Origin of the sequence: Undibacterium sp. CY21W, from assembly GCF_014284265.1 — a bacterium.
Taxonomy (GTDB): Bacteria; Pseudomonadota; Gammaproteobacteria; order Burkholderiales; family Burkholderiaceae_D; genus Undibacterium; species Undibacterium aquatile.
In genome coordinates this window covers 225,426-245,275 of record NZ_JACOGE010000002.1, presented here as the reverse complement: position 1 = coordinate 245,275, position 19,850 = coordinate 225,426, and the positions used below count along the sequence as shown (strand labels likewise).

Sequence of the window (19,850 nt, the reverse complement as noted above, 5' to 3'; positions counted from 1 at the left end):
TGCTGATCTGACTTAGCCGTAGGCTCCACCTGTATATAGCAGATCAAATGCACGGGCAATGACACCTATCAGAGCGATAGCGCCGATGCCTGTGGTTAAGACCAGTATTAGTGCCAGCGGCCAGGATGATGCGCTAGTTTTTGTTGAATTCGGGTTATGTCTGGCATCCCATTTTTCATCGGGTGTCAGTCCTGTCACCAGTGCTTCGAGTAAAGCAATTAAGAATGACAAAATAAACAGGCTGTAAGTCAGTAGCGGTTGTGAGCCGAAGTACAAATGACTGATCAGGAATGAAATGGGTAAGCTGATAAGATGAGCCCATCCCCAATAATCGCTTTTGCCAAACAAATAAAATCTGTGCGCACCAACGCTGCCAGCCAGTGCTGCCAGTAACGTCGTGAAGGTTTTGTTCTTGTGTGCCGCTATCATCAGGTTTTTCTTAAATTTTATGAGATGAATGATTGTAGCTGACGCTGTGACTGGTATCCTAATCAACACGTTTATGGCACATATCTCTGATAGTCCTTGCTTGTTTTGTTTTGGACGGGCTATAATCTACAGCTTTTTCCGCGTTTAGAACAATTTTTTTGGAAATATTATGGTCGTTATTCGTTTAGCTCGTGGTGGCGCAAAAAAGCGTCCTTTTTACAATATCGTTGCAACTGATTCCCGTAATCGTCGCGATGGCCGCTTTATCGAGCGTATCGGTTTTTACAATCCAGTAGCAACTGGCAATGCAGAAACAGTACGTGTTGCTGCTGATCGTCTGGCTTACTGGCAAGGCGTTGGCGCACAATTGTCTCCGGCAGTTGCTCGTCTGGTAGCTCAGTCTGGCAAAGCAGCAGCTTAATAGTTTGCTCTCAATGTCAGTTGAAGTTCATGTTCCTGAAGATCTGGTCCTGGTGGGCTATATCTCGGGAGCATTTGGTATTCATGGGTGGGTAAAGATTCGTCCTTATTCGCCAGATGCTGATGCCATGTTGTCTGCTAAAACCTGGTGGATAGATAAACCAGATTTACACGACGTTAATCGCCTTGAAGCAAAAATTCATGGCGAAGATGTAGTTGCAAGACTGGTGGGCGTTCCAGACAGGAATGCTGCTGAGGCACTGAAAGGTGCGACCATCAAAATATCACGTAAACACTTCCCAGCTTTGTCTGAGGGAGAGTTTTACTGGCAGGATTTGATGGGCTTGGCGGTCGAGAATTTGCAGGGTGAAAGTCTCGGCGTGGTTCGTGATCTGATGGATAATGGTGCTCACCCTATCCTTCGGGTTGCTGCTGCCGATGTGCCGGAATCTGAATTGCAAAAGCATGAAAAGTTGATCCCTTTTGTTGATAATTTTGTCAAAGAGGTCGATCAGGCAGCTCGCAAAATTCAGGTTGATTGGGGTACAGATTATTAATACGATGCAATCAGAAGGCATTTGTATGCAGTTTGATGTCATCACGCTGTTTCCCGAAATGTTTGGCGCCATTACGCAATCGGGTGTCACTCGACGGGCATTTGATCAGCACAAGTGCGAGTTGAAACTGTGGAATCCGCGTGATTTCACAACTGACCGTCACCGTACTGTAGATGATCGTCCGTATGGTGGTGGCCCGGGTATGGTCATGCTGGCTAAGCCGTTGCAGTCGGCGATTGACGCAGCTAAAGCGCGTCAGGCAGCACTGGCGAAACCTGCTCCGAAGGTTATTTATCTGTCACCGCAGGGACAGCGTCTGACGCATAAACGCGTGATGCAGATATCTGAGTTGTCAGGACTGATCTTGCTGTGCGGCCGTTACGAGGCTGTTGATCAGCGTTTGCTCGATACGTATGTTGATGAAGAGATCAGCCTCGGCGATTTTGTTTTATCTGGTGGTGAATTGCCAGCGATGGCGTTAATGGATGCGGTGATTCGCCAGATTCCGGGCGTTTTGCACGATGATGATTCTGCCGTGCAGGATAGTTTTGTAAATGGTTTACTGGATTGTCCGCACTACACCAGACCAGAGATATTTGCGCAGCAAACTGTACCGGCTGTGCTGATGAGCGGCAATCATGCTGAAATTGAAAAATGGCGACGCCAGCGAGCGCTTGAAGCAAGTGCCTTGAAACGTCCTGATTTGATTTTAGCCGCGCGTCAAGCAGGTTTGCTGAGTCGGGCGGATGAGAAATTTTTGAGTAGTTTGTAAGATTCCTTGTGTATGCAGGGATGTGAAAAGAGCGTTCCTATTGGGTTCGCATGTTAAACCCCATCCTCTACCGGGCAGAAGTCAGACTATGTCTGCAGCGTCGGCAAGATGGTTATCGGAGTATAAAAATGGATCTGATCCAAAAATTAGAGCAAGAAGAAATTGCTCGTCTCGGTAAAAGTATTCCTGACTTTGCGCCAGGCGATACTGTTGTTGTCAGCGTTAACGTTGTTGAAGGTACACGTAAACGTACACAGGCTTACGAGGGTGTTGTTATTTCCCGCCGTAATCGTGGTTTGAATTCCAACTTCATCGTTCGTAAAATTTCTTCCGGTGAAGGCGTTGAGCGTACATTCCAGTTGTATTCTCCACTGATCGCTTCTATCGAAGTCAAACGTCGCGGTGACGTACGTCGCGCTAAGTTGTACTACCTGCGTGAACGTTCAGGCAAATCTGCTCGTATTAAAGAGAAATTGCCAGCACGTAAAGTTGCAGCAGCGAAAGCAGAGTAATATCTGTTTATGCCGTAACAAAAAAAGGGATGCCTTCGGCGTCCCTTTTTTTTATGTTGTATTGAAAAATAAGATCTAAGCGAATAAGAGTTTATTTCCGTGACTAAATTGATTTTGACTCCCGAGCATTTACCGATTCACTCGATTGCGGATGAGGCTGCGATCGACGCGGATAGGCTGACACCAGAGTGGTTGCGGCAACGTTTTTCCAGTCCTCCGATATGGACACCGGAATCCAATAACGAAGAGTTGATGGCGGCAGGACGGATATTTCGTCCGGCATCAGTACTGATCCCCATCGTGATGCGTGAAAAAGAACTGACGTTGTTATTGACCGAACGTGCCGCGCATTTACAGCAACATGCGGGACAGATCAGTTTTCCGGGCGGGCGTTTTGAAATCGCTGATGGCAGTGCTGCCGAAACCGCTTTGCGTGAAACTGAAGAGGAGGTTGGATTGCCGCGTTCCCATATTGATATTCTGGGGGCTTTACCTGACTATAAAACTGGCACGGGTTACCAGGTAAGCCCCATCGTTTCTTTAGTCAAGCCACCTTTTGACACGGTCACTGATCCTGGTGAAGTTGCTTCTGTATTTGAGGTGCCGCTGGCATTTTTAATGAATGCGCGTCACCACCAGCGACGTGTATTTCAAATGCCGGATGGAAGCGGGAGCAGAATGTTTTACGCGATGCCTTATCAGGACAGATTTATCTGGGGGGCGACTGCTGGCATGTTGCGTAATCTGTTTCATTTTCTGCGAGCATGACGAGAACGCATTTCTCAGAGGAACAAAGCTTCATAATCTGGGGAAATCGGTTTACACTTGCCGCACCGGTAAATTCTTCTAAGACAGTCGCCTGACTGCGAATCTAGTTCAGCCTATCATGACATTTATTTCTATTTTGTTTGCCCTCCTTTTTGAGCAACTCAAACCCTTGCGTGCAGATAATCCTATCTATGCACAGATACAGGCGCTGGCAAATAAAATTGAAGCCTCGTTCAATGCTGGTAAGGTTGCCCATGGCCGACTGGGCTGGTGGATTGTGGTCGGCTCGCTGACAATTCCGACCGCCTTGATCTACTGGCTTTGTCTGCGTCTGAGCCCGTTTGCCGCATTTGCATGGAATGTGGTGATTGTTTATCTGACGCTGGGATTCCGTCGTTACAGCCATTACTTTACCTCGATACAACTGGCCCTTAGCGCGGGCGACGAGGATGCTGCCAGACGTCATCTGTCAGATTGGATACACCGCGATACCAGTGATCTTGATGTATCGGAGATTTCCCGCCTTGCGGTTGAGCGTTCACTCATCGCCACGCACCGTAATGTATTCGGGGTGTTTTTCTGGTTTCTGATGCCTGTCGGGCCGGCTTGTGCTGTGATGTACCGGGTTGCCGAATATCTTGCTCATGCCTGGACAGAGCCTGAGCATATGAAAAATGAAGAGTTCGGTGTTTATGCTGCAAAAGTATTCTATTGGATAGACTGGGTTCCAGCTCGTTTGACTGCCGTCGCATTTGCCATTGTCGGCAATTTCGAAGACGCTGTGTATTCTTGGCGCAATTATGCTGATCGCTGGTCGGATGAGGCGGTTGGTATTATTTTGTCCGCTGGCGGTGGTGCGTTGGGTTTGCGATTAGGTGAGCCCGAAGAAAAAGCGATGGTGTTGCAAGCAGATGCAACGGCAGTGGACGTTGACAGCCTCGAGCTGGAAAGTCAGCCGGGAAGCGAAGCAACGCCACGTGCGCTGCAAAGCGTCGTCGGTCTGGTCTGGCGTGCGCTGTTGTTGTGGATGTTGCTGCTGGCATTATTGTCGTTTTCAGTCTGGGTCTGATTGCCATTTTGTGTTCACATCTGTTCGCAACGGATGAAGCAATGAAACATGCCTGATATCTTCTTACGCGCATTGGAAAAAAATGATGCGGCCGCATTTGCCGCCATTGCGCGAGAATCTGCGATCAATGCAGATCCATGGATGGGATGGTGTGACCGTCAATACACAGAAGAGCAAGCGTTGGAATGGTTCGCGGTCTGCGCGCAAGAGCGGGCATTTCAGACTGCCTATGAATTTGGTGTGTTCGATAAAGAGTCAGGCCAACTGTTAGGCGCGGCAGGCGTCAATATGATAGACCGCATCCACCAGCGTGGTAATCTCAGTTACTGGGTAGCGCCTCGCTGGCAAGGGCAGGGCATTGCCACAAAGGTAGCGTCCTTTCTTACCCAATACGCTTTTACAGAATTACGACTGCTCAGAGTTGAATTGGTGATTGCCATCGCTAATCTGGCGAGTCGTCGGGTTGCTGACAAGGTCGGCGCGCAGCTTGAGTGTCTGGCGCGCAATCGTCTGCGTCTGAACGGAAATAGTGTTGATGCGGCAGTGTATTCATTGATTCCCGGCGAAGTACGTGCCGCCTCTTGCCTGATCCAAACCTAGCCACGCACCTGCACACTTTCTGTCGTTCTGACGTCGTTTTTAAGTGCGATGCCAAATTTCTGACATGTTTTTTTTCCTGTTTGGCGTGAAGTCTGGATTTGACGGGGAACTGTTGTCCTTTTATTCCAGACGGTGTTGCAGCCTTGTTAATGCCGATACGCAAAAAGGATATGCCCGGAATCTGGTTGCTTTTTACAATAAATGGCCGTAGTGCTAATAAAACGGTAGACCCTGACGACGTGACTGTATCTATTTGTAAAGTTTACGTCGCTGAAAATGCACTATATTGAGAGGTGACGTGATCATGGTTGGCCTGTTTGGATATTTATCTGACGCTCAGGTTTCGATCCAAGTCTTCTATAAGATATAATACTCATGTATTTTGAAAGCTTAGTGTCACATAATGGCATTGATGCTTTTTTATTTTGCTTCATAGCGAGCCGAGCACATGGCCGATTCAAAAAAAACTCATCATAAGCCCGTACGCGAGTTTTTCATCCAGGGAATCACCAGCGATGGAAAACAATTTCGCCCCAGCGATTGGGCGGAGCGTCTTTGCGGCGCCATGTCCTGTTTCAGCCCGGACGGTGGACGGCATTCGCATCTGCAATACTCGCCTTATGTTCGCCCGATTCTTTTAAATGGTGTGCGTTCTGTTGTGGTGAACGAAGCGATTCGTGATATTGAACCGTTGGCATATCATTTCGTGGTGAATTTTGCGAAAGACAATGATTTGCAAATCATCGATGCCTGTTTGTTACCTGATGAGCCACCAGCCGGCAAGTAAGTTATCAGTGCTATACATCGATCTGTGACGCCACCGCGTCGTCTTTTTTTCTTCTGTTTTCCCCCTGCCATTGTCCGTGGTATCGTGAACGTGGTACTTATGTGATCGGCATTGCGTACGACACTGCTCAGTAGTCCTACTCTGTTGTGACTCTTTTAAGGTGCAAAGTTTTCTTTGCGGTCTTGCTCTTCATTCCTTTCCAATTTTTATTTTCTCGTTTCTCGCAGTTCGTCATTGTCCTGAGCCTCTTTGTATTTTGATGGCATTCAGGATTTTGTTACCGGACGATACCGCTTCCGCCGAGCTTTCACTCTCTGTCTGCGTCATAACATTGTTTCCTTGTAATTATTGGTTACAAAGTATCAATTATGTATAAAAATATAACTAGATAAAATGTAGTGGCTTCTTTCAGGTGACTCTTGGCAATCGCATGTCCGTATTGCATCAGCCCTGCAAGGATTTGATCAAGTCATTTAATGAAAGTAACTATATGCTGAGTCGTGTAATGAAAATGCTGAAAGTCGCAATGATCGCGCCACTGCTCTTGAGCGCGGGTTTAGCTGGCGCTACTCCGCCGGAAAATGGCTGGTGGTGGAATCCTGCGGAAAGTGGTCGCGGTTTTGCGATTGAAGTGCAAAATGGCTCCATGTTTATGGCTGGATTTATGTATGACAATGCCGGTACGCCAGTCTGGTATGTCTCAGGCCCGGCACCGATGACGTCTGACACTTTATATCAGGGGAAGTGGATTTCGTACGGCGGTGGTCAGACTTTAAATGGACAGTACAAAAGTGCGGTAGTGACTAACGATGCGGTAGGTTCCGTGGTGATTAACTTTACCAGTACGACGACTGCCACTTTGCAATTGCCGAATGGGACGGTCATGCCATTGGTGCGTTTTGGTTTTACGCCACAGCAGCCGGGTACGGTTTCCGCGACCTGTACATCAGCGAATATCAATCTCGACAAATACAATCGCATTACCGTTGGTATGACGATGGCCCAGGTTAACCAGACTTTAGGTTGCACTTATCTGCCGGGCTCAACCAAGCGGGGCGCGACTTACGCGCTCAACACCTGGATGTCGTATGACAATGGCATCAGAGGCATACTGATTTACTTTGATACGACAAATTCCGTTGTCACCGCACAGGGTGGTAGTGTGTTTAAAAGTGCGTCTGGATTTTAATGTCAGTATCTTCAAATTGATATCCTGAAGCTAGATAAGCAGCTCTTTGCTGTTGCCGACTCATCGCAGATTGTTTACGGTGTGTCGGCATCTGTTTTATGTTTTGCCGGATCACTAAAATCAGTACGTAAAGCACAAAAACATATCTCATTTCCCCGATACCGACTGAATTACCTGCTCGCGTAACCAGCGGTTGGCGGGATCATGTTCCACATTCTGATGCCAGTACAGATAGACATCCCACGACGGCATGCTGACAGGCAATGGCAGAATCTGATTGCCAAATTGCTGATTCGCAATACGCGCGTAACCCTCTGGCATGGTCAGTAATAAATCGGTCTGACTGACGACGCGGCAAGCGGCAAAATAATGCTGACAGCGCAGCCGGATTCTTCTCTGCAATCCTAAGCGACTGAGTTCGAAATCCTCCAGCCCCATTCCTTTGCGACGCGAGCTGGCGAGGATATGTTCCGCCTGCAAATAGGTATCCAGATCCAGTGTCCCTTTGATGAGCGGATGATCATGGCGCGCCAGCACGACGGTCGTGTCGCGTGAAATTTGCTGCCGCCGGATTTCATTCGGCAAGGGCAGCAGCATATCGATTGCCAGATCTAATGTGCCGGCTGCGAGTTCACTGACCAGCTCACGACGTTCAACCTGGATTGCGGCCAGATTGATTTCCGGTGCCTGCTGCGTAATGCGTTCCAGTAGCGGTGGTAAAACCGTCGATTCAAGTACATCGCGTAAAGCCAGATTGAACAGCTTCACCGCTTGCGCCGGATCGAAATTGCCATTGTCGGTCAGCGTCATCTCTAAGCCGCGCAAGGCCTGTCGCACCGGTTCGATGATGCTGCGCGCTAGTGGCGTCGAGACCATGGTTTGTCCTTGCCGCACAAACAGTGGGTCATCAAACATCTGCCGCAGACGATTCAGCGCATGGCTGATCGCCGGCTGGGTCAGATGCAGTTGCTGGCTGGCGCGGGTCACGCTGCCCTCGCTGTAAATCGCTTCAAAAACGGTAAACAGATTCAGATCAACTCTGGATATATGCATGATATTAATAGTGTTTGATAATAACTATTCATTTGATCAATTATATCCGTCGTCTTACACTCAGTGCTCAGATAGTTGGCACAACGAGGAAACAATGGCACAGATTTACCTGGTACGTCACGGGCAGGCATCGTTTGGCAGTCAGAACTACGATCAGCTTTCTGATCTGGGGCAGCAACAGGCGCAACATCTGGGACGCTGGTGGGCGCAGCGTGAGTTGAACATCGGCCGCATCGTTACCGGCGGCATGCAACGTCATCAGCAAACGGCACTCGCCTGTATATCCACGCTGCAATCGCAAGAGGCGAGCCAGACCGACACCTCAGCATGGCACACCGACGCTGATTTTAATGAATACAACCACCATGAAGTGCTGGCGCGTCATGTGCCGGAGTTCGATGATCCGGCCGCGGTCAAACATTTTCTGATGCATACGCCGAACGGCAAACAGGCGTTTCAGGATATTTTTTCGCAAGCTGTCGCACGCTGGGTTTCCGGCCAACACGATGCGGATTACAGCGAAACCTGGCAGGCGTTTCAAACGCGTTGTGTGCAGGCCTTGCAGCGGCAACTGGCACTCGATGATGGCGCCAAAAACATTGCGATTTTCACTTCCGGCGGCACGATTTCCGCCATTTGTCAGCATGTGCTGGGCTTTCCCGACCCTCGTTTTGCCGAACTCAACTGGTCGCTGGTCAACAGCGCCGTAACCCGGCTGCATGTACAAACCGCCACGCCGGAGCGCCCGGTGCGTCTGGCACTCGCGTATCTGAACAATTTTTCTCATCTCGAAATATTGAATAACCCCAAAAGCATTACCTACGTTTAGGAGTAAAGAATGACAGATATGTTTGATCTGAGCGGCAAAGTCGCTCTGGTGACCGGTGCCAGCCGGGGGATTGGTGAATCGATTGCAAAAACGCTGGCTGCACGCGGCGCGCATGTGATTGTGTCCAGTCGCAAAGCGGAAGCCTGTGAGGCAGTCGTGGCGGCGATTGTGGCTGCTGGCGGCACGGCAGAGGCACGTGCTTGCCATATCGGTGAAATGGCGCAGATCGATGTCTTGTTTGCTGACATCACTGCGGCGCATGGACGGCTCGATATTCTGGTAAACAATGCGGCGACCAATCCGCATTTCGGCCACATCACGGAAACCGATGTCGGCGCATTTCAAAAAACGGTGGATGTGAATATCCGCGGCTATTTCTTTATGTGCAGTGCAGGCGCGAAGCTGATGGCAAAAAATGGCGGCGGCAGCATCATCAACGTTGCCTCTGTGAATGGTGTTATTCCGGGCGCGATGCAGGGCATTTATTCGATCACCAAAGCAGCGGTGATTGCGATGACCAAATCCTTCGCGCAGGAATGCGCACCGATGGGCGTACGTGTGAACGCATTGCTGCCGGGGGCGACCGATACTAAATTTGCTTCCGCTTTATTCCACAATCCGGCGATTCTGGAAAAAGCCCTGACCCGCATACCGATGAAACGCATTGCCGAACCGGATGAGATGGCGGGAACCGTGTTGTATCTCGCTTCCAACGCGTCAAGCTATACGACGGGTGCCTGCATCAATGTCGATGGCGGTTACTTAGTCAGCTGAAGTCATCAGTTAATCAAATCGGATGCTTCAGGCATCGCAGATTTTCTTTATATCAGAGGATCATCATGGATTTCCAGTACAGCCCTAAAGTCAAAGAGTTGCAAGCCCGTCTGATCGCATTTATGGACGAACACATTTATCCGAATGAAAAAGTATTTTTCGGTGAAATCGCCGCGAACCGTCAAGCGGGCGACGCGTGGATACCGACGAAAATTGTCGAACAACTGAAAGCCAAAGCCCGTGCCGCTGGCTTGTGGAATTTATTTCTGCCTGAATCCGATCAGGGCGCAGGCCTGACGAATCTGGAATACGCACCATTGTGCGAAATCATGGGGCGCGCCTTGTGGTCCGCAGAAGTGTTTAACTGCTCCGCACCGGATACCGGGAATATGGAAGTGCTGGCGCGTTACGGCACGCCTGCGCAACAGCAGCAATGGCTGACGCCGTTATTAAATGGCGAAATCCGTTCTTGCTTCGCAATGACCGAGCCAGGTGTTGCTTCATCCGATGCGACTAATATCGAATCTTCTATCGTCCGCGATGGCGACGAGTACGTGATCAACGGTCGCAAATGGTGGTCGTCCGGCGCCAATGATCCGCGCTGCAAAGTGTTTATTTTCATGGGTAAAAGCGATCCGCAGAATGAAAACCGCCACAAGCAGCAATCGATGATCATCGTGCCGCGCGATACGCCGGGCGTGACGATATTGCGTGCCTTACCGGTGTTCGGTTATGACGACGCGCCGCATGGTCATGGCGAAGTCTTGTTTGAAAATGTGCGCGTACCGGCATCGAATATGTTGCTCGGTGAAGGCCGTGGTTTTGAAATTGCACAAGGGCGTCTTGGACCTGGACGCATACATCACTGCATGCGCCTGATTGGTCTGGCAGAGCGCGCGTTGGAAGACATGTGCAAACGTTCTCTGAGCCGGGTTGCTTTCGGTAAGCGGGTGGCCGAGCAGGGCGTGACGCTGGAGCGGATTGCGAACGCCCGCATCCTGATTGATCAGGCGCGGTTTTTGGTACTGAATGCCGCACAGATGATGGATACCGTTGGTAATAAAGCGGCAGCCAAAGAAATCGCGATGATTAAAGTTGCAGCGCCGAATATGGCTTGTCAGGTGATCGACTGGGCGATACAGGCGCATGGCGGTGGCGGTGTGTCGGATGATTTCGGCGTTGCGTATGCGTATGCGCAGGCGCGTACCTTGCGCCTTGCCGATGGCCCGGACGAAGTACATCGTAACCAGATCGGCAAAATGGAATTGAAAAAATATATGCCAGCGAAGTGACAATATTCCGCTGTCTCTGTGGCGGTTTGATCACAGCGATGGCGGGATTTTTTCCTGCATTGATCGTTGCATTTATCGTTGTATTTGTCGTTACTTCTGCGACAGTGACACTGACCGGTTTTTCCGGTCTTTTGTCGTTCATAGCGTCGCCTGAAAAAATCCGGCATCTATCGGTAGCCGATCTGTATTGAAACTGTATTCAAACCGCATTTTTATGAATTTTAGGGGAGTATCTTTAAAAAACAGCTTATTCTCAGCATAAATAAAGGGGTTTAAAAAATACTCCCGGGGAGTATTTTTCATGCTTCTGGCGATCTGTTGTGCTTAATTTTCCAAAAAAACCATTATTCAGGAGACAAAAATGAGCGACACACCTTGGATCAATTCTTACCCTGCGGGCGTACACTGGGATGCCGCATTAACACTCAGCAGCGTGCCGCAACTGCTGCATGACGCAGTTGCACGCTGGCCGGATTTACCCGCACTGGAATTCATGGGCAAGAAAACCAGCTACCGTGAATTGCAGACACTGGTCGATCAGGCGACCAAAGGATTTCAGCAGCTCGGCGTTAAGCCGGGCGTGCACGTCGGTTTGTTTTTGCCGAATACGCCGCATTATGTGATCAGCTTTTTTGCGATTTTGCAGGCTGGTGGCACGGTCGTGAATTACTCACCGCTGGATGCCGAAAAAGTACTGGAACATAAAATCGAAGACAGCCATACCGATATGCTGGTGACGCTGGACATGAGCATGTTGTATCCGCAGATGGCGAAAATGCTGGCACATACGCGCTTGCAAAAACTCATCATCGGCAATATCGCTGAAATGACACCGTATCCTGAAGCGGTGCGCGCTAATCTCGATAAAGCTGCGCAGTTGTGCCCGATTCCGCAGGATGCGCAACATGTGCTGTTTGCTGATTTGCTGGCGAATGATGGCCAGTACACACCGGTGGCTGCGACCGATCCTGTCGAAACGATCGCGGTGTTGCAATACACCGGCGGCACCACCGGGCTGGCGAAAGGCGCGATGCTGACGCATGCGAATCTGACTGCTGCCTGCAGCCAGATCGTTGAAACCACGCAGACCGAGCCACGCTTGTTAGAAGAAGGCAAAGAGCGTTTGCTGGCGGTGTTACCGCTGTTCCACATTTATGCGCTGACGGTGGATATGTTGTTCGGTATTCGCCTCGGGGCAGAAATTGTGCTGCATACCCGCTTTGATGTGGAAGCCGTGGTCAAGGATCTGGCCGCAAAAAAAATCACGGTATTTCCTGGTGTGCCGACGATGTACACCGCCATCATTCATTATCCGCAGATCAAAGACTTCGATCTGCGTTCGCTCAAATTTTGTAATTCCGGCGGCGCCCCTTTACCAGTCGAAGTGTTGCAGCAATTTCAGAATATGACCGGCTGCACGTTACTCGAAGGTTGGGGCATGACTGAGACCTCACCGACTGGCACTTTCACGCCTGTTTCCGGTGTGCGTAAAGCAGGTTCCTGCGGTTTGCCGACACCGGGCATACGCTTTAAATTTGCCAGCATCGATGACCCGCGCACGTTTGTGGCGAGAGGTGAACGTGGCGAAATCTGCGTTGCCGGAGCGAACGTCATGAAAGGCTATTGGAACAAGCCAGATGCAACCCGCGATGCGTTTACCGCCGATGGCTATTTCCGCACCGGCGACGTCGGCTATATGGATGAAGACGGTTTCATCTATATCGTGGACCGCACCAAAGATATGATTTTATCGGGAGGCTACAATGTCTATCCGCGCAATATCGAGGAAGCGATTTACCAGCATCCGGCAGTGGCGGAAGTCAGTGTGATCGGTATTCCCGATGAATATCGTGGTCAGGCGGCGAAAGCGTTTATCAAACTCAAAACAGGACAGACGCCGTTTAGTTTCGATGTGTTGAAAGAGTTTTTGAAAGACAAACTCGGCAAACATGAAATGCCGCAGGCGATGGAAATTCGCTCGGAATTGCCGAAAACGCCGGTCGGCAAATTGTCGAAAAAAGAGCTCTACGATGAAGAAGCGAAGAAACGCGTTGCTGCATAAAACTGCGATGTAAAGCGACATAAAAAAAGGGAGCAATCGCTCCCTTTTTTATATGCTCTGTCGCTTAGCGTTAACCTTAGATTAAGGATTCGTACACAGACAATGCGTCAGTGCCGTATAGCCTTTGCCGTCTTTATTAATGTCGGCGAGCCAGCTCAGTTCGGATGCCATTTGCAATGCTGCTGCCGGCGGTACGCCGGTCGGTACCAGTGCGACCTTGAATTGCTGTTGCAATACTTTGGCCGTTTGTGAACCGAGCAAATCAAAAATACGGTCAACTTTCGACATTTCCGGTTCTACATAACTGACGCGGAAATCGCTGCCGAGTTTGGCGCGATTCGCAGCCGATTTTAAGGCGTCGGAATAGCTGCCGACGGTATCAACTAGATTGCGTTCTTTTGCCTGCGCACCAGTCCAGACACGTCCCTGCGCGACAGCATCGATTTTCTCTGGAGTCGTTTTACGGGCGGCTGCGGCTTTACCGGTAAATTCCGAGTAAATGTGATTGATACTGCTTTGTACCAGTTCACCGAATTTCGGATTCAGCGGACGCAAAGGATTAAAACCGTCGCCCAGCCAAGTGGTCGTGGTGCCGCCGGTGTGCACGCCGAGTTTATCTAGCGCTTTTTCTGCGGTCGGCAGAATCGCAAACACGCCGATAGAACCGGTGACAGTCGCTTCATCAGCGATCACTTCGTCGGCCGCCATGGAAATCCAGTAACCGCCTGATGCCGCAACGTTACCCATGGAAACCACGACAGGTTTGCCTGCCTTGCGCGTCAGCTCGAGCTCGCGACGGATTAACTCGGAACCGAAAGCACTGCCGCCAGGCGAATCAACACGCAAGACGATGGCTTTGATACTGTCATCTTCCCGCGCTTTGCGGATCAGTTTCGATGTCGACAAACCACCGATAGAACCCGCGGTCGCATTTCCTTCGCTGATTTCACCGGAAGCCACCACAACGCCAACCGCGTTACCGAACAACTGTGGCTTTTGACGAGCGAGATAATCGTCAAAGGCAATCTGACGGAATGTTTTACCTTGTTCGTCTCTGGCACCGTTTTTCAGCATCAGATCACGCAATTCATCGCGGGTTTTCAAACCATCGACAAGCTTCAGATTTAACGCCAGTTTGGCGCTGTCGTCGCCTGCGGCTTTCATTTGTTCCGGCAGTTCATTAATGCCTTGCATGATGCTACCGGCAGGCAGTTTGCGCGCTTTCTCTACATTGTCGGTATAGGTTTTCCACATCGCGTTGTAGAGGAAAGTATCGGCTTCCATTGCGGCTGGCGATGGCTCGTTCGCAATGTAAGGCTCAGCAAAGCTTTTGTAGGTACCGACCTTGAGCAGATTGACGGTCACACCGACTTTGTCGAGTGCATCGCGGTAGTAGTTACGATAGCGGCCGAAGCCCGTCATCATCACGGAACCCATAGGGTGCAGATAAACCTGATTCGCATGTGCCGCCAGAAAATACTGACGCTGATCGAAATTTGAACCCCATGCGATCACGGGCTTGCCGGACGCTTTGAAGCGATCAATCGCCGCTGCGACTTCACGCAACATCGGCAAGCCAGCGCCACCCATATCGTCAAGCAGCAGAACGGCGCTGTGTATCTTGTCGTCTTTGGCGGCGCTATCAAGCACGCTCAGTATATCGCGCAATTGCGTACTCTTTTTAGCGTTACCCTGTGCTTCAGCGAGCAAAGCTTCGCGGGCATTGCCCGAATGTTGTTCAACCAGCGCCCCTTTGAAATCCAGAATCAGGGCGGTCTTGTCTTCCAGCTTTTTGACTCCACCGGAAAAAATGCCGATCAGCAGCGCGATGAAAAATACCAGCAGCAGTAAATTCAACAAAACCCGGCGGCTGAAATCCAGCGCGCGCCACAGATATCGGAAGCCCTGGCCTATCCAGCGAAATGGAGAGAAACTCATAGTAGTCCTTTGGTAGCGGAGTGATTATTCTGGCCAGACAGTTTGTAAGATCTGCGCCAGATGTGCACCTGCACGCACTAAGGCATCTTCTTTCATGCTGACCATGGTTTTTTCATATTCCAGCGGCAGCGCGATAGACCAGCTGTTGCCGCGCTGATTCGGTGTGCTTTTGCTGAACTGTGTTCCTGCAAATAATTTTTTGGCGTCACTGACGGCATCATCTGCCCACAAGGCAGGTAATTGTTCCAGCGGTGCTTTTGCCACGTTCAGCGTGCGCGCTTTTTTGGTTAATGCTTCATTCATGCGGCCGCGTTTAAATTGCTGCGGCAAATCATCCCATAAAGAATGCAGATTGCCGCAAGGGCACTGCAAAGCATTGCCGCCGACGGTATTGCTGCCACGGTCGTACTCGCCTTCATCCGGATTGACGATCTTGCCTTCCGCGTTCAGAAATACCGAACCTACGTGCAGCGGTTGATGGATGTCGCCGACATAGTGCGTCAGTAAGGCCAGTGCTTCCTGCTTATCTTTAAATGCAAATGGCTTAGGCTGCGGTTTCCCCTGCAAGACCAGCGCAGCGGCACGAATCGCATTCACGACATCATGATCGCTGGTGCCGACATAGCCGGTCTTGTAATGATCGTGCTGCAGAGCGACATCGGCATAGTGATATTGCTTATGGCAGTTTTCTTCATCAAAAGCCGGATTGCAATTCGTATTGTTGCGACGGACATAATCGGCCATTGCGGCGATGCCGGCTGGATTTTCAAACGGTGCGCATTCCGGATAGCGTCCGGCTGATGTGTACGCATAATCCTTTTCAGGCGAAATGCCTTTAACGCAGTCGCCCCATACCGCCATTTTTTCCAGCGTGTTGTCACCCAGCAGAGCTTTGACCTGGGCACCGGCCTTGGTACCGCTCAGTAATTGATCAGCAATCGCCCCGACCGTCTGGTGACCATCGGCACCCCAGGCAAAACTGAGTTGCGGCAGGCTGGTCGCGCATAACATCATGGCTGAAATGAATATCTTTTTCATAGAGGTTCAGATAGGGTTGGGAAAATAGCATCAATGGTAGTACACAAAGATGACGAGGGTATAGCAAACTGCAAAAATTTTATTCAGATCACGGCTGTTGTTTGCTGCGTGAACTTTCTTTTCTTGTTTTTCTGTTGTACTGGGAATGCGGTTTTGCCCTGCTGTGGGTAATAAAAAAATATCAAAATATCTACCAACCTTTGCATTGATGATTGACACAAGTCAGCATCGCCCGACTACACTGGAGCATCATCTCTGGAGTGCAGACAGCGGGCAGCCTTACTGTGTCCGCCGTTGAAAAATAATTGCTGTTCCTGGTTTTTTGCTAAAGAAAGCAGACAAGCATGAAACAACGTTGTTTATTTCTGTTGTCATCGATATCTACGATAGCGCTACTGATCCTGAACCTGCTTCTGGCGATACCACTTGCCAGTGCGGCAGATGCGGCGAAAAAAACAGCATTGATCTGCTATCCTCTGGTCTCACTCAATGCCGACCCGCATGCAGACTATGTGTTGGAAATTCTCCGACATGCTGTGAAGGCGAGTGGCCAGCCGTATCAGTTGCAGGCGAGTGAGGTCGCGATGCAGCAGGCTCGTGCTATTTATGAACTGACTTCGCCAAATGGAGTCGTTGATATCCTGTGGACGATGAGCACGGATCAGAGAGAAGCACAACTGATCCCTATCCGCATTCCTATCGACAAAGGTTTGCTGGGATGGCGTCTGGCGCTGGTCAGAGCGGCGGATGCAGAGATTTTTCGTGAAGTAAGGACATTGAAAGATCTGAGTGCTTTCAGCGCCGGGCAGGAAATGGATTGGCCCGATGTCGCGATTCTGAGAAATAATGGGTTGCCGGTCAAAACATCTGCTTCTTATGACCCTTTATTTACGATGCTGAAGGCCGGACGTTTTGATTATTTTCCACGCGCTGTTTTTGAAATTCAGAATGAGCTTGATCAGCGGCCCTTTCTCGACCTGGTGATTGATAAGCACATCGTTTTGTATTACCCATCCGCCTTGTATTTTTTTGTCAGTCCACGTGAGCCAAAAATGGCTCAGGATATACAACGCGGGTTGGAAGAGCTGATTAAAAACGGCACTTTTGAAAAAATTTTTCAGCGGGCCAATCAGGATGCGATTAAAAATGCAAATTTGAAGTCCCGCACTATCATCACCTTGCGTAATCCGTTTCTGAGTCCGGAAAAAATGCCTTTACATCGACCCGGCTTATGGTTCCGGCCATGAGTTGCAGAATGACTACCGCAGCTGTGCTGGTATAAGTCTGGCAAAACTAAGGCGATTCTGATCTGCAAAGCGGATGCGTATTCGACTTCATTCTCAATACCAGCTAAACTTGCGTGTTTTTCTTCCATTTTTGCGGCATCTGCAATGACTACCAACCACGAATCCACAGACGACATCCCAGAATCCGCATCGGCATCAGCGGCGGACACGACGCAAGGCCATGCTGCGTCAAAAGATCTGATCAGCCGCGAAGTTAAGCGTCGTCGCACTTTCGGCATTATTTCCCATCCGGATGCGGGTAAAACGACGCTGACAGAAAAACTGCTGATGTTTTCCGGTGCGATTCAGCTGGCCGGTACCGTCAAGGCGCGTAAGAGCGGTCGTCATGCGACTTCGGACTGGATGGAAATCGAAAAGCAACGTGGTATTTCGGTTGCTTCGTCCGTCATGCAGTTTGAATACCGCGATCACGTCGTGAATCTGCTCGATACGCCGGGTCACCAGGATTTTTCTGAAGATACCTATCGCGTGTTGACGGCGGTGGACTCTGCGCTGATGGTGATTGATGCGGCGAAAGGTGTGGAAGAACAAACGATCAAACTGTTGAACGTTTGCCGTATGCGTAATACGCCTATCATCAGTTTCGTCAACAAGATGGACCGGGAAACGCGCGATCCGCTGGAGTTGCTCGATGAGCTGGAATCCGTTTTAAAGATTCAATGTTCGCCGGTCACCTGGCCTATCGGCATGGGCAAAACCTTCCGCGGTGTGTACCATATTCTGCGCGATGAAATTCTGTTGTTCACGCCGGGTAGCGAGCGTGCCGATCAGGAATTTGAAGTTATCAAAGGCATCGATAATCCACGTCTGGCGGAGATGTTCCCGCTGGAAATCGAACAACTGAAGATGGAAGTGGAACTGGTGCATGGCGCATCGCATCCGTTCAGTCTGGAAGATTTCCTGGCTGGTGTGCAGACGCCGGTGTTCTTTGGTTCCGCGATTAATAACTTCGGTGTGCGTGAAATTCTGAATGCCTTGCTGGACTGGGCGCCGCCGCCACGCGAACGCGATGCGACCGTGCGTTCTGTCGAGCCGACCGAACAGGCTTTTTCCGGATTTGTATTCAAGATTCAGGCGAATATGGACCCGGCGCATCGTGACCGTATTGCGTTTTTGCGCGTGTGTTCAGGGCGTTTCGAGCGCGGCATGAAGCTCAAACATTTACGTCTGAATCGTGAGATTAAAGTATCGTCAGTCGTGACCTTCATGGCGTCCTCGCGTGAACAGGTAGAAGAAGCGTACGCTGGCGATATCATTGGCTTACCGAATCACGGCAATATGCAGATCGGTGACAGTTTTTCTGAAGGAGAACTGCTGCAATTTACTGGTATTCCTTACTTCGCACCGGATTTTTTCCGCACGGCGCGTATTCTGAATCCACTGAAAATCAAGCAATTGCAAAAAGGCTTGCAGCAACTTGGTGAAGAAGGCGCGGTACAGGTATTCAAGCCCGTGGTCAGCAGTGATCTGGTGCTGGGTGCGGTCGGTGTCTTGCAGTTTGAAGTTGTCGCCAGCCGTCTCAAAAATGAATACGGCGTGGATGCTGTGTTTGAAGGCACCAGCATCAGCAGCGCGCGCTGGATTACTTGTGACGACAAAAAAATGCTGGCCGATTTTGAACGCTCATCTGCTGGCGCAAACATCGCATTTGATGCGGCAGGTAACATGGCGTATCTGGCAACTTCCGGTGTGAATCTGAAACTCACGCAAGAACGCTGGCCTGGCGTCACGTTCCACGCGACCCGCGAACATGCGGCGAAGCTGGGTTAAAGCGACGGCTTGCTACCTTGTGAGCGGATAAAAATTCGATACAGATTAAACACGGATCAATAGCAAAGACCCAATTCTTATGCGGCTCGTAAAGGTTTTTTCCTTTGCGAGCCGCTTTGTTATTGAGACTGATAACGAGAGTTGAAATCGCGTTTTTATTTGCTACTATTCCACCTGCATATCGTAAACGGTATGCCTGCAGCAGAGTATGCTGCGGACGACCCTTCTGAAATATCGAATTGACTTCCGTTTTTTGATTCATCGTCAGGGAGATTCATCATGGCATTATTCTTTATTGAAGCAGTCAGGTTTGATGACAGTGGCAAGCGTATTGAAAAAGTACGCTGGGGACGAAGTAAAGGCGGGCAGGTGATGCCACCGGCGATCGTGGATGATCCACAGGAGGTTGATGTCGGTGTGGTCTGGGATACCATTGCCAATGGCGATGAGGTGGTGACGAAATTCCATGGCGATCATGGCATCGTGTTGGGCGAGAAAGTGACCGGTGTGCTGTACGAAGACGGTATGCGCGGGCTATGCGGTGATGCAAATGGCAGTGATGGCATCCGCTTGCAGGATCTACCGTCTTTTTAAGCACAACAATTCATACTCTTCTGCTTTGAAAAGTAAAATTGTTTGAATCGCCTAACTCGTCTAATGTTTTTCTGCTCTTTGCTCTGCAAA

21 protein-coding genes are annotated in these 19,850 nt (G+C 50.1%); 17 read left to right on the top strand and 4 right to left on the bottom strand.

Translation table 11 applies throughout. The features are described from left to right. Positions 1–12 precede the first annotated feature (12 nt). Positions 13–429 (bottom strand): hypothetical protein, encoded by a 417-nt coding sequence (locus H8K29_RS05715; RefSeq protein WP_186883105.1) that lies wholly within the window; start codon positions 427–429, stop codon positions 13–15. Positions 430–598: 169 nt separating this feature from the next. Here H8K29_RS05715 and rpsP point away from each other — a divergent pair, with 169 nt between their 5' ends. The 9 genes from rpsP to H8K29_RS05670 all read left to right on the top strand — a co-directional run bounded on the left by rpsP (position 599) and on the right by H8K29_RS05670 (position 7,103). Further along, complete coding sequence (rpsP, locus tag H8K29_RS05710) at positions 599–850, top strand: 30S ribosomal protein S16 (RefSeq protein WP_110255824.1); 252 nt, start codon at positions 599–601, stop codon at positions 848–850. A gap of 13 nt (positions 851–863) precedes the next feature. After that, positions 864–1,406, top strand: a complete 543-nt coding sequence (gene rimM, locus H8K29_RS05705; protein WP_186883106.1) for a ribosome maturation factor RimM — start codon at positions 864–866, stop codon at positions 1,404–1,406. A 25-nt stretch (positions 1,407–1,431) separates the two neighbouring features. Continuing rightward, the gene (trmD, locus tag H8K29_RS05700) at positions 1,432–2,178 is read left to right on the top strand and encodes a tRNA (guanosine(37)-N1)-methyltransferase TrmD (protein WP_186897145.1); all 747 of its coding nucleotides are present in this window, start codon (positions 1,432–1,434) and stop codon (positions 2,176–2,178) included. A gap of 128 nt (positions 2,179–2,306) precedes the next feature. Further along, on the top strand, positions 2,307–2,690 hold the full coding sequence (rplS, locus tag H8K29_RS05695) for a 50S ribosomal protein L19 (protein ID WP_186883107.1): 384 nt from the start codon (positions 2,307–2,309) through the stop codon (positions 2,688–2,690). Positions 2,691–2,789: 99 nt separating this feature from the next. Continuing rightward, entirely contained in the window at positions 2,790–3,458 is a 669-nt protein-coding gene (locus H8K29_RS05690; protein ID WP_186896784.1) for a CoA pyrophosphatase, read from the top strand. A gap of 118 nt (positions 3,459–3,576) precedes the next feature. Next, the gene (locus H8K29_RS05685; RefSeq protein ID WP_186896783.1) at positions 3,577–4,527 is read left to right on the top strand and encodes a CobD/CbiB family protein; all 951 of its coding nucleotides are present in this window, start codon (positions 3,577–3,579) and stop codon (positions 4,525–4,527) included. 48 nt (positions 4,528–4,575) lie between these two features. After that, a complete protein-coding gene (locus H8K29_RS05680) occupies positions 4,576–5,127 on the top strand; it encodes a GNAT family N-acetyltransferase (RefSeq protein WP_186896782.1) in 552 nt (183 codons plus the stop codon). 448 nt (positions 5,128–5,575) lie between these two features. Continuing rightward, entirely contained in the window at positions 5,576–5,914 is a 339-nt protein-coding gene (locus H8K29_RS05675; protein WP_186896781.1) for a DUF3579 domain-containing protein, read from the top strand. Between the two features lie 505 nt (positions 5,915–6,419). Further along, entirely contained in the window at positions 6,420–7,103 is a 684-nt protein-coding gene (locus H8K29_RS05670) for a hypothetical protein (protein ID WP_186896780.1), read from the top strand. A 147-nt stretch (positions 7,104–7,250) separates the two neighbouring features. Here the strand turns inward: H8K29_RS05670 and H8K29_RS05665 are convergent, their stop codons facing one another. Then, positions 7,251–8,156, bottom strand: coding sequence for a LysR family transcriptional regulator (locus H8K29_RS05665; RefSeq protein WP_186896779.1), 906 nt, complete (start codon positions 8,154–8,156; stop codon positions 7,251–7,253). A 94-nt stretch (positions 8,157–8,250) separates the two neighbouring features. Here H8K29_RS05665 and H8K29_RS05660 point away from each other — a divergent pair, with 94 nt between their 5' ends. From H8K29_RS05660 to H8K29_RS05640, 5 genes are all read left to right on the top strand, one after another. Next, the gene (locus H8K29_RS05660; protein ID WP_186896778.1) at positions 8,251–8,985 is read left to right on the top strand and encodes a histidine phosphatase family protein; all 735 of its coding nucleotides are present in this window, start codon (positions 8,251–8,253) and stop codon (positions 8,983–8,985) included. A gap of 9 nt (positions 8,986–8,994) precedes the next feature. Next, entirely contained in the window at positions 8,995–9,759 is a 765-nt protein-coding gene (locus H8K29_RS05655; RefSeq protein WP_186896777.1) for an SDR family oxidoreductase, read from the top strand. A gap of 65 nt (positions 9,760–9,824) precedes the next feature. Then, positions 9,825–11,051, top strand: a complete 1,227-nt coding sequence (locus H8K29_RS05650; RefSeq protein ID WP_186896776.1) for an acyl-CoA dehydrogenase — start codon at positions 9,825–9,827, stop codon at positions 11,049–11,051. Positions 11,052–11,089: 38 nt separating this feature from the next. After that, the gene (locus tag H8K29_RS05645) at positions 11,090–11,242 is read left to right on the top strand and encodes a hypothetical protein (protein ID WP_186896775.1); all 153 of its coding nucleotides are present in this window, start codon (positions 11,090–11,092) and stop codon (positions 11,240–11,242) included. A gap of 170 nt (positions 11,243–11,412) precedes the next feature. Continuing rightward, positions 11,413–13,113, top strand: a complete 1,701-nt coding sequence (locus tag H8K29_RS05640; RefSeq protein WP_186896774.1) for a long-chain fatty acid--CoA ligase — start codon at positions 11,413–11,415, stop codon at positions 13,111–13,113. An 81-nt stretch (positions 13,114–13,194) separates the two neighbouring features. On the opposite strand, the gene sppA is transcribed toward H8K29_RS05640, so the two are convergent. Further along, entirely contained in the window at positions 13,195–15,051 is a 1,857-nt protein-coding gene (gene sppA / locus H8K29_RS05635) for a signal peptide peptidase SppA (protein WP_186896773.1), read from the bottom strand. A 24-nt stretch (positions 15,052–15,075) separates the two neighbouring features. After that, a complete protein-coding gene (locus H8K29_RS05630; RefSeq protein ID WP_186883119.1) occupies positions 15,076–16,089 on the bottom strand; it encodes a S1/P1 nuclease in 1,014 nt (337 codons plus the stop codon). Between the two features lie 344 nt (positions 16,090–16,433). Between H8K29_RS05630 and H8K29_RS05625 the strand changes: the two genes are divergently transcribed. From H8K29_RS05625 to H8K29_RS05615, 3 genes are all read left to right on the top strand, one after another. After that, a complete protein-coding gene (locus H8K29_RS05625) occupies positions 16,434–17,336 on the top strand; it encodes an ABC transporter substrate-binding protein (protein WP_186896772.1) in 903 nt (300 codons plus the stop codon). 144 nt (positions 17,337–17,480) lie between these two features. Continuing rightward, positions 17,481–19,166, top strand: a complete 1,686-nt coding sequence (locus H8K29_RS05620) for a peptide chain release factor 3 (protein ID WP_186883121.1) — start codon at positions 17,481–17,483, stop codon at positions 19,164–19,166. A 279-nt stretch (positions 19,167–19,445) separates the two neighbouring features. Beyond that, on the top strand, positions 19,446–19,760 hold the full coding sequence (locus tag H8K29_RS05615; RefSeq protein WP_186896771.1) for a hypothetical protein: 315 nt from the start codon (positions 19,446–19,448) through the stop codon (positions 19,758–19,760). Positions 19,761–19,850: the final 90 nt, after the last annotated feature.

What these genes read in the sequence shown, in the direction of transcription:
- H8K29_RS05660 (WP_186896778.1), top strand. Translation starts at nt 8,251, where the DNA reads ATGGCACAGATTTACCTGGTACGTCACGGGCAGGCATCGTTTGGCAGT.
- H8K29_RS05640 (WP_186896774.1), top strand. Translation starts at nt 11,413, where the DNA reads ATGAGCGACACACCTTGGATCAATTCTTACCCTGCGGGCGTACACTGG.
- rpsP (WP_110255824.1), top strand. Translation starts at nt 599, where the DNA reads ATGGTCGTTATTCGTTTAGCTCGTGGTGGCGCAAAAAAGCGTCCTTTT.
- H8K29_RS05645 (WP_186896775.1), top strand. Translation starts at nt 11,090, where the DNA reads ATGGCGGGATTTTTTCCTGCATTGATCGTTGCATTTATCGTTGTATTT.
- H8K29_RS05625 (WP_186896772.1), top strand. Translation starts at nt 16,434, where the DNA reads ATGAAACAACGTTGTTTATTTCTGTTGTCATCGATATCTACGATAGCG.
- H8K29_RS05650 (WP_186896776.1), top strand. Translation starts at nt 9,825, where the DNA reads ATGGATTTCCAGTACAGCCCTAAAGTCAAAGAGTTGCAAGCCCGTCTG.
- rimM (WP_186883106.1), top strand. Translation starts at nt 864, where the DNA reads ATGTCAGTTGAAGTTCATGTTCCTGAAGATCTGGTCCTGGTGGGCTAT.
- rplS (WP_186883107.1), top strand. Translation starts at nt 2,307, where the DNA reads ATGGATCTGATCCAAAAATTAGAGCAAGAAGAAATTGCTCGTCTCGGT.
- H8K29_RS05665 (WP_186896779.1), bottom strand. Translation starts at nt 8,156, where the DNA reads ATGCATATATCCAGAGTTGATCTGAATCTGTTTACCGTTTTTGAAGCG.
- H8K29_RS05615 (WP_186896771.1), top strand. Translation starts at nt 19,446, where the DNA reads ATGGCATTATTCTTTATTGAAGCAGTCAGGTTTGATGACAGTGGCAAG.
- H8K29_RS05715 (WP_186883105.1), bottom strand. Translation starts at nt 429, where the DNA reads ATGATAGCGGCACACAAGAACAAAACCTTCACGACGTTACTGGCAGCA.
- H8K29_RS05670 (WP_186896780.1), top strand. Translation starts at nt 6,420, where the DNA reads ATGAAAATGCTGAAAGTCGCAATGATCGCGCCACTGCTCTTGAGCGCG.
- H8K29_RS05655 (WP_186896777.1), top strand. Translation starts at nt 8,995, where the DNA reads ATGACAGATATGTTTGATCTGAGCGGCAAAGTCGCTCTGGTGACCGGT.
- trmD (WP_186897145.1), top strand. Translation starts at nt 1,432, where the DNA reads ATGCAGTTTGATGTCATCACGCTGTTTCCCGAAATGTTTGGCGCCATT.
- H8K29_RS05620 (WP_186883121.1), top strand. Translation starts at nt 17,481, where the DNA reads ATGACTACCAACCACGAATCCACAGACGACATCCCAGAATCCGCATCG.
- H8K29_RS05680 (WP_186896782.1), top strand. Translation starts at nt 4,576, where the DNA reads ATGCCTGATATCTTCTTACGCGCATTGGAAAAAAATGATGCGGCCGCA.
- H8K29_RS05630 (WP_186883119.1), bottom strand. Translation starts at nt 16,089, where the DNA reads ATGAAAAAGATATTCATTTCAGCCATGATGTTATGCGCGACCAGCCTG.
- H8K29_RS05685 (WP_186896783.1), top strand. Translation starts at nt 3,577, where the DNA reads ATGACATTTATTTCTATTTTGTTTGCCCTCCTTTTTGAGCAACTCAAA.
- sppA (WP_186896773.1), bottom strand. Translation starts at nt 15,051, where the DNA reads ATGAGTTTCTCTCCATTTCGCTGGATAGGCCAGGGCTTCCGATATCTG.
- H8K29_RS05675 (WP_186896781.1), top strand. Translation starts at nt 5,576, where the DNA reads ATGGCCGATTCAAAAAAAACTCATCATAAGCCCGTACGCGAGTTTTTC.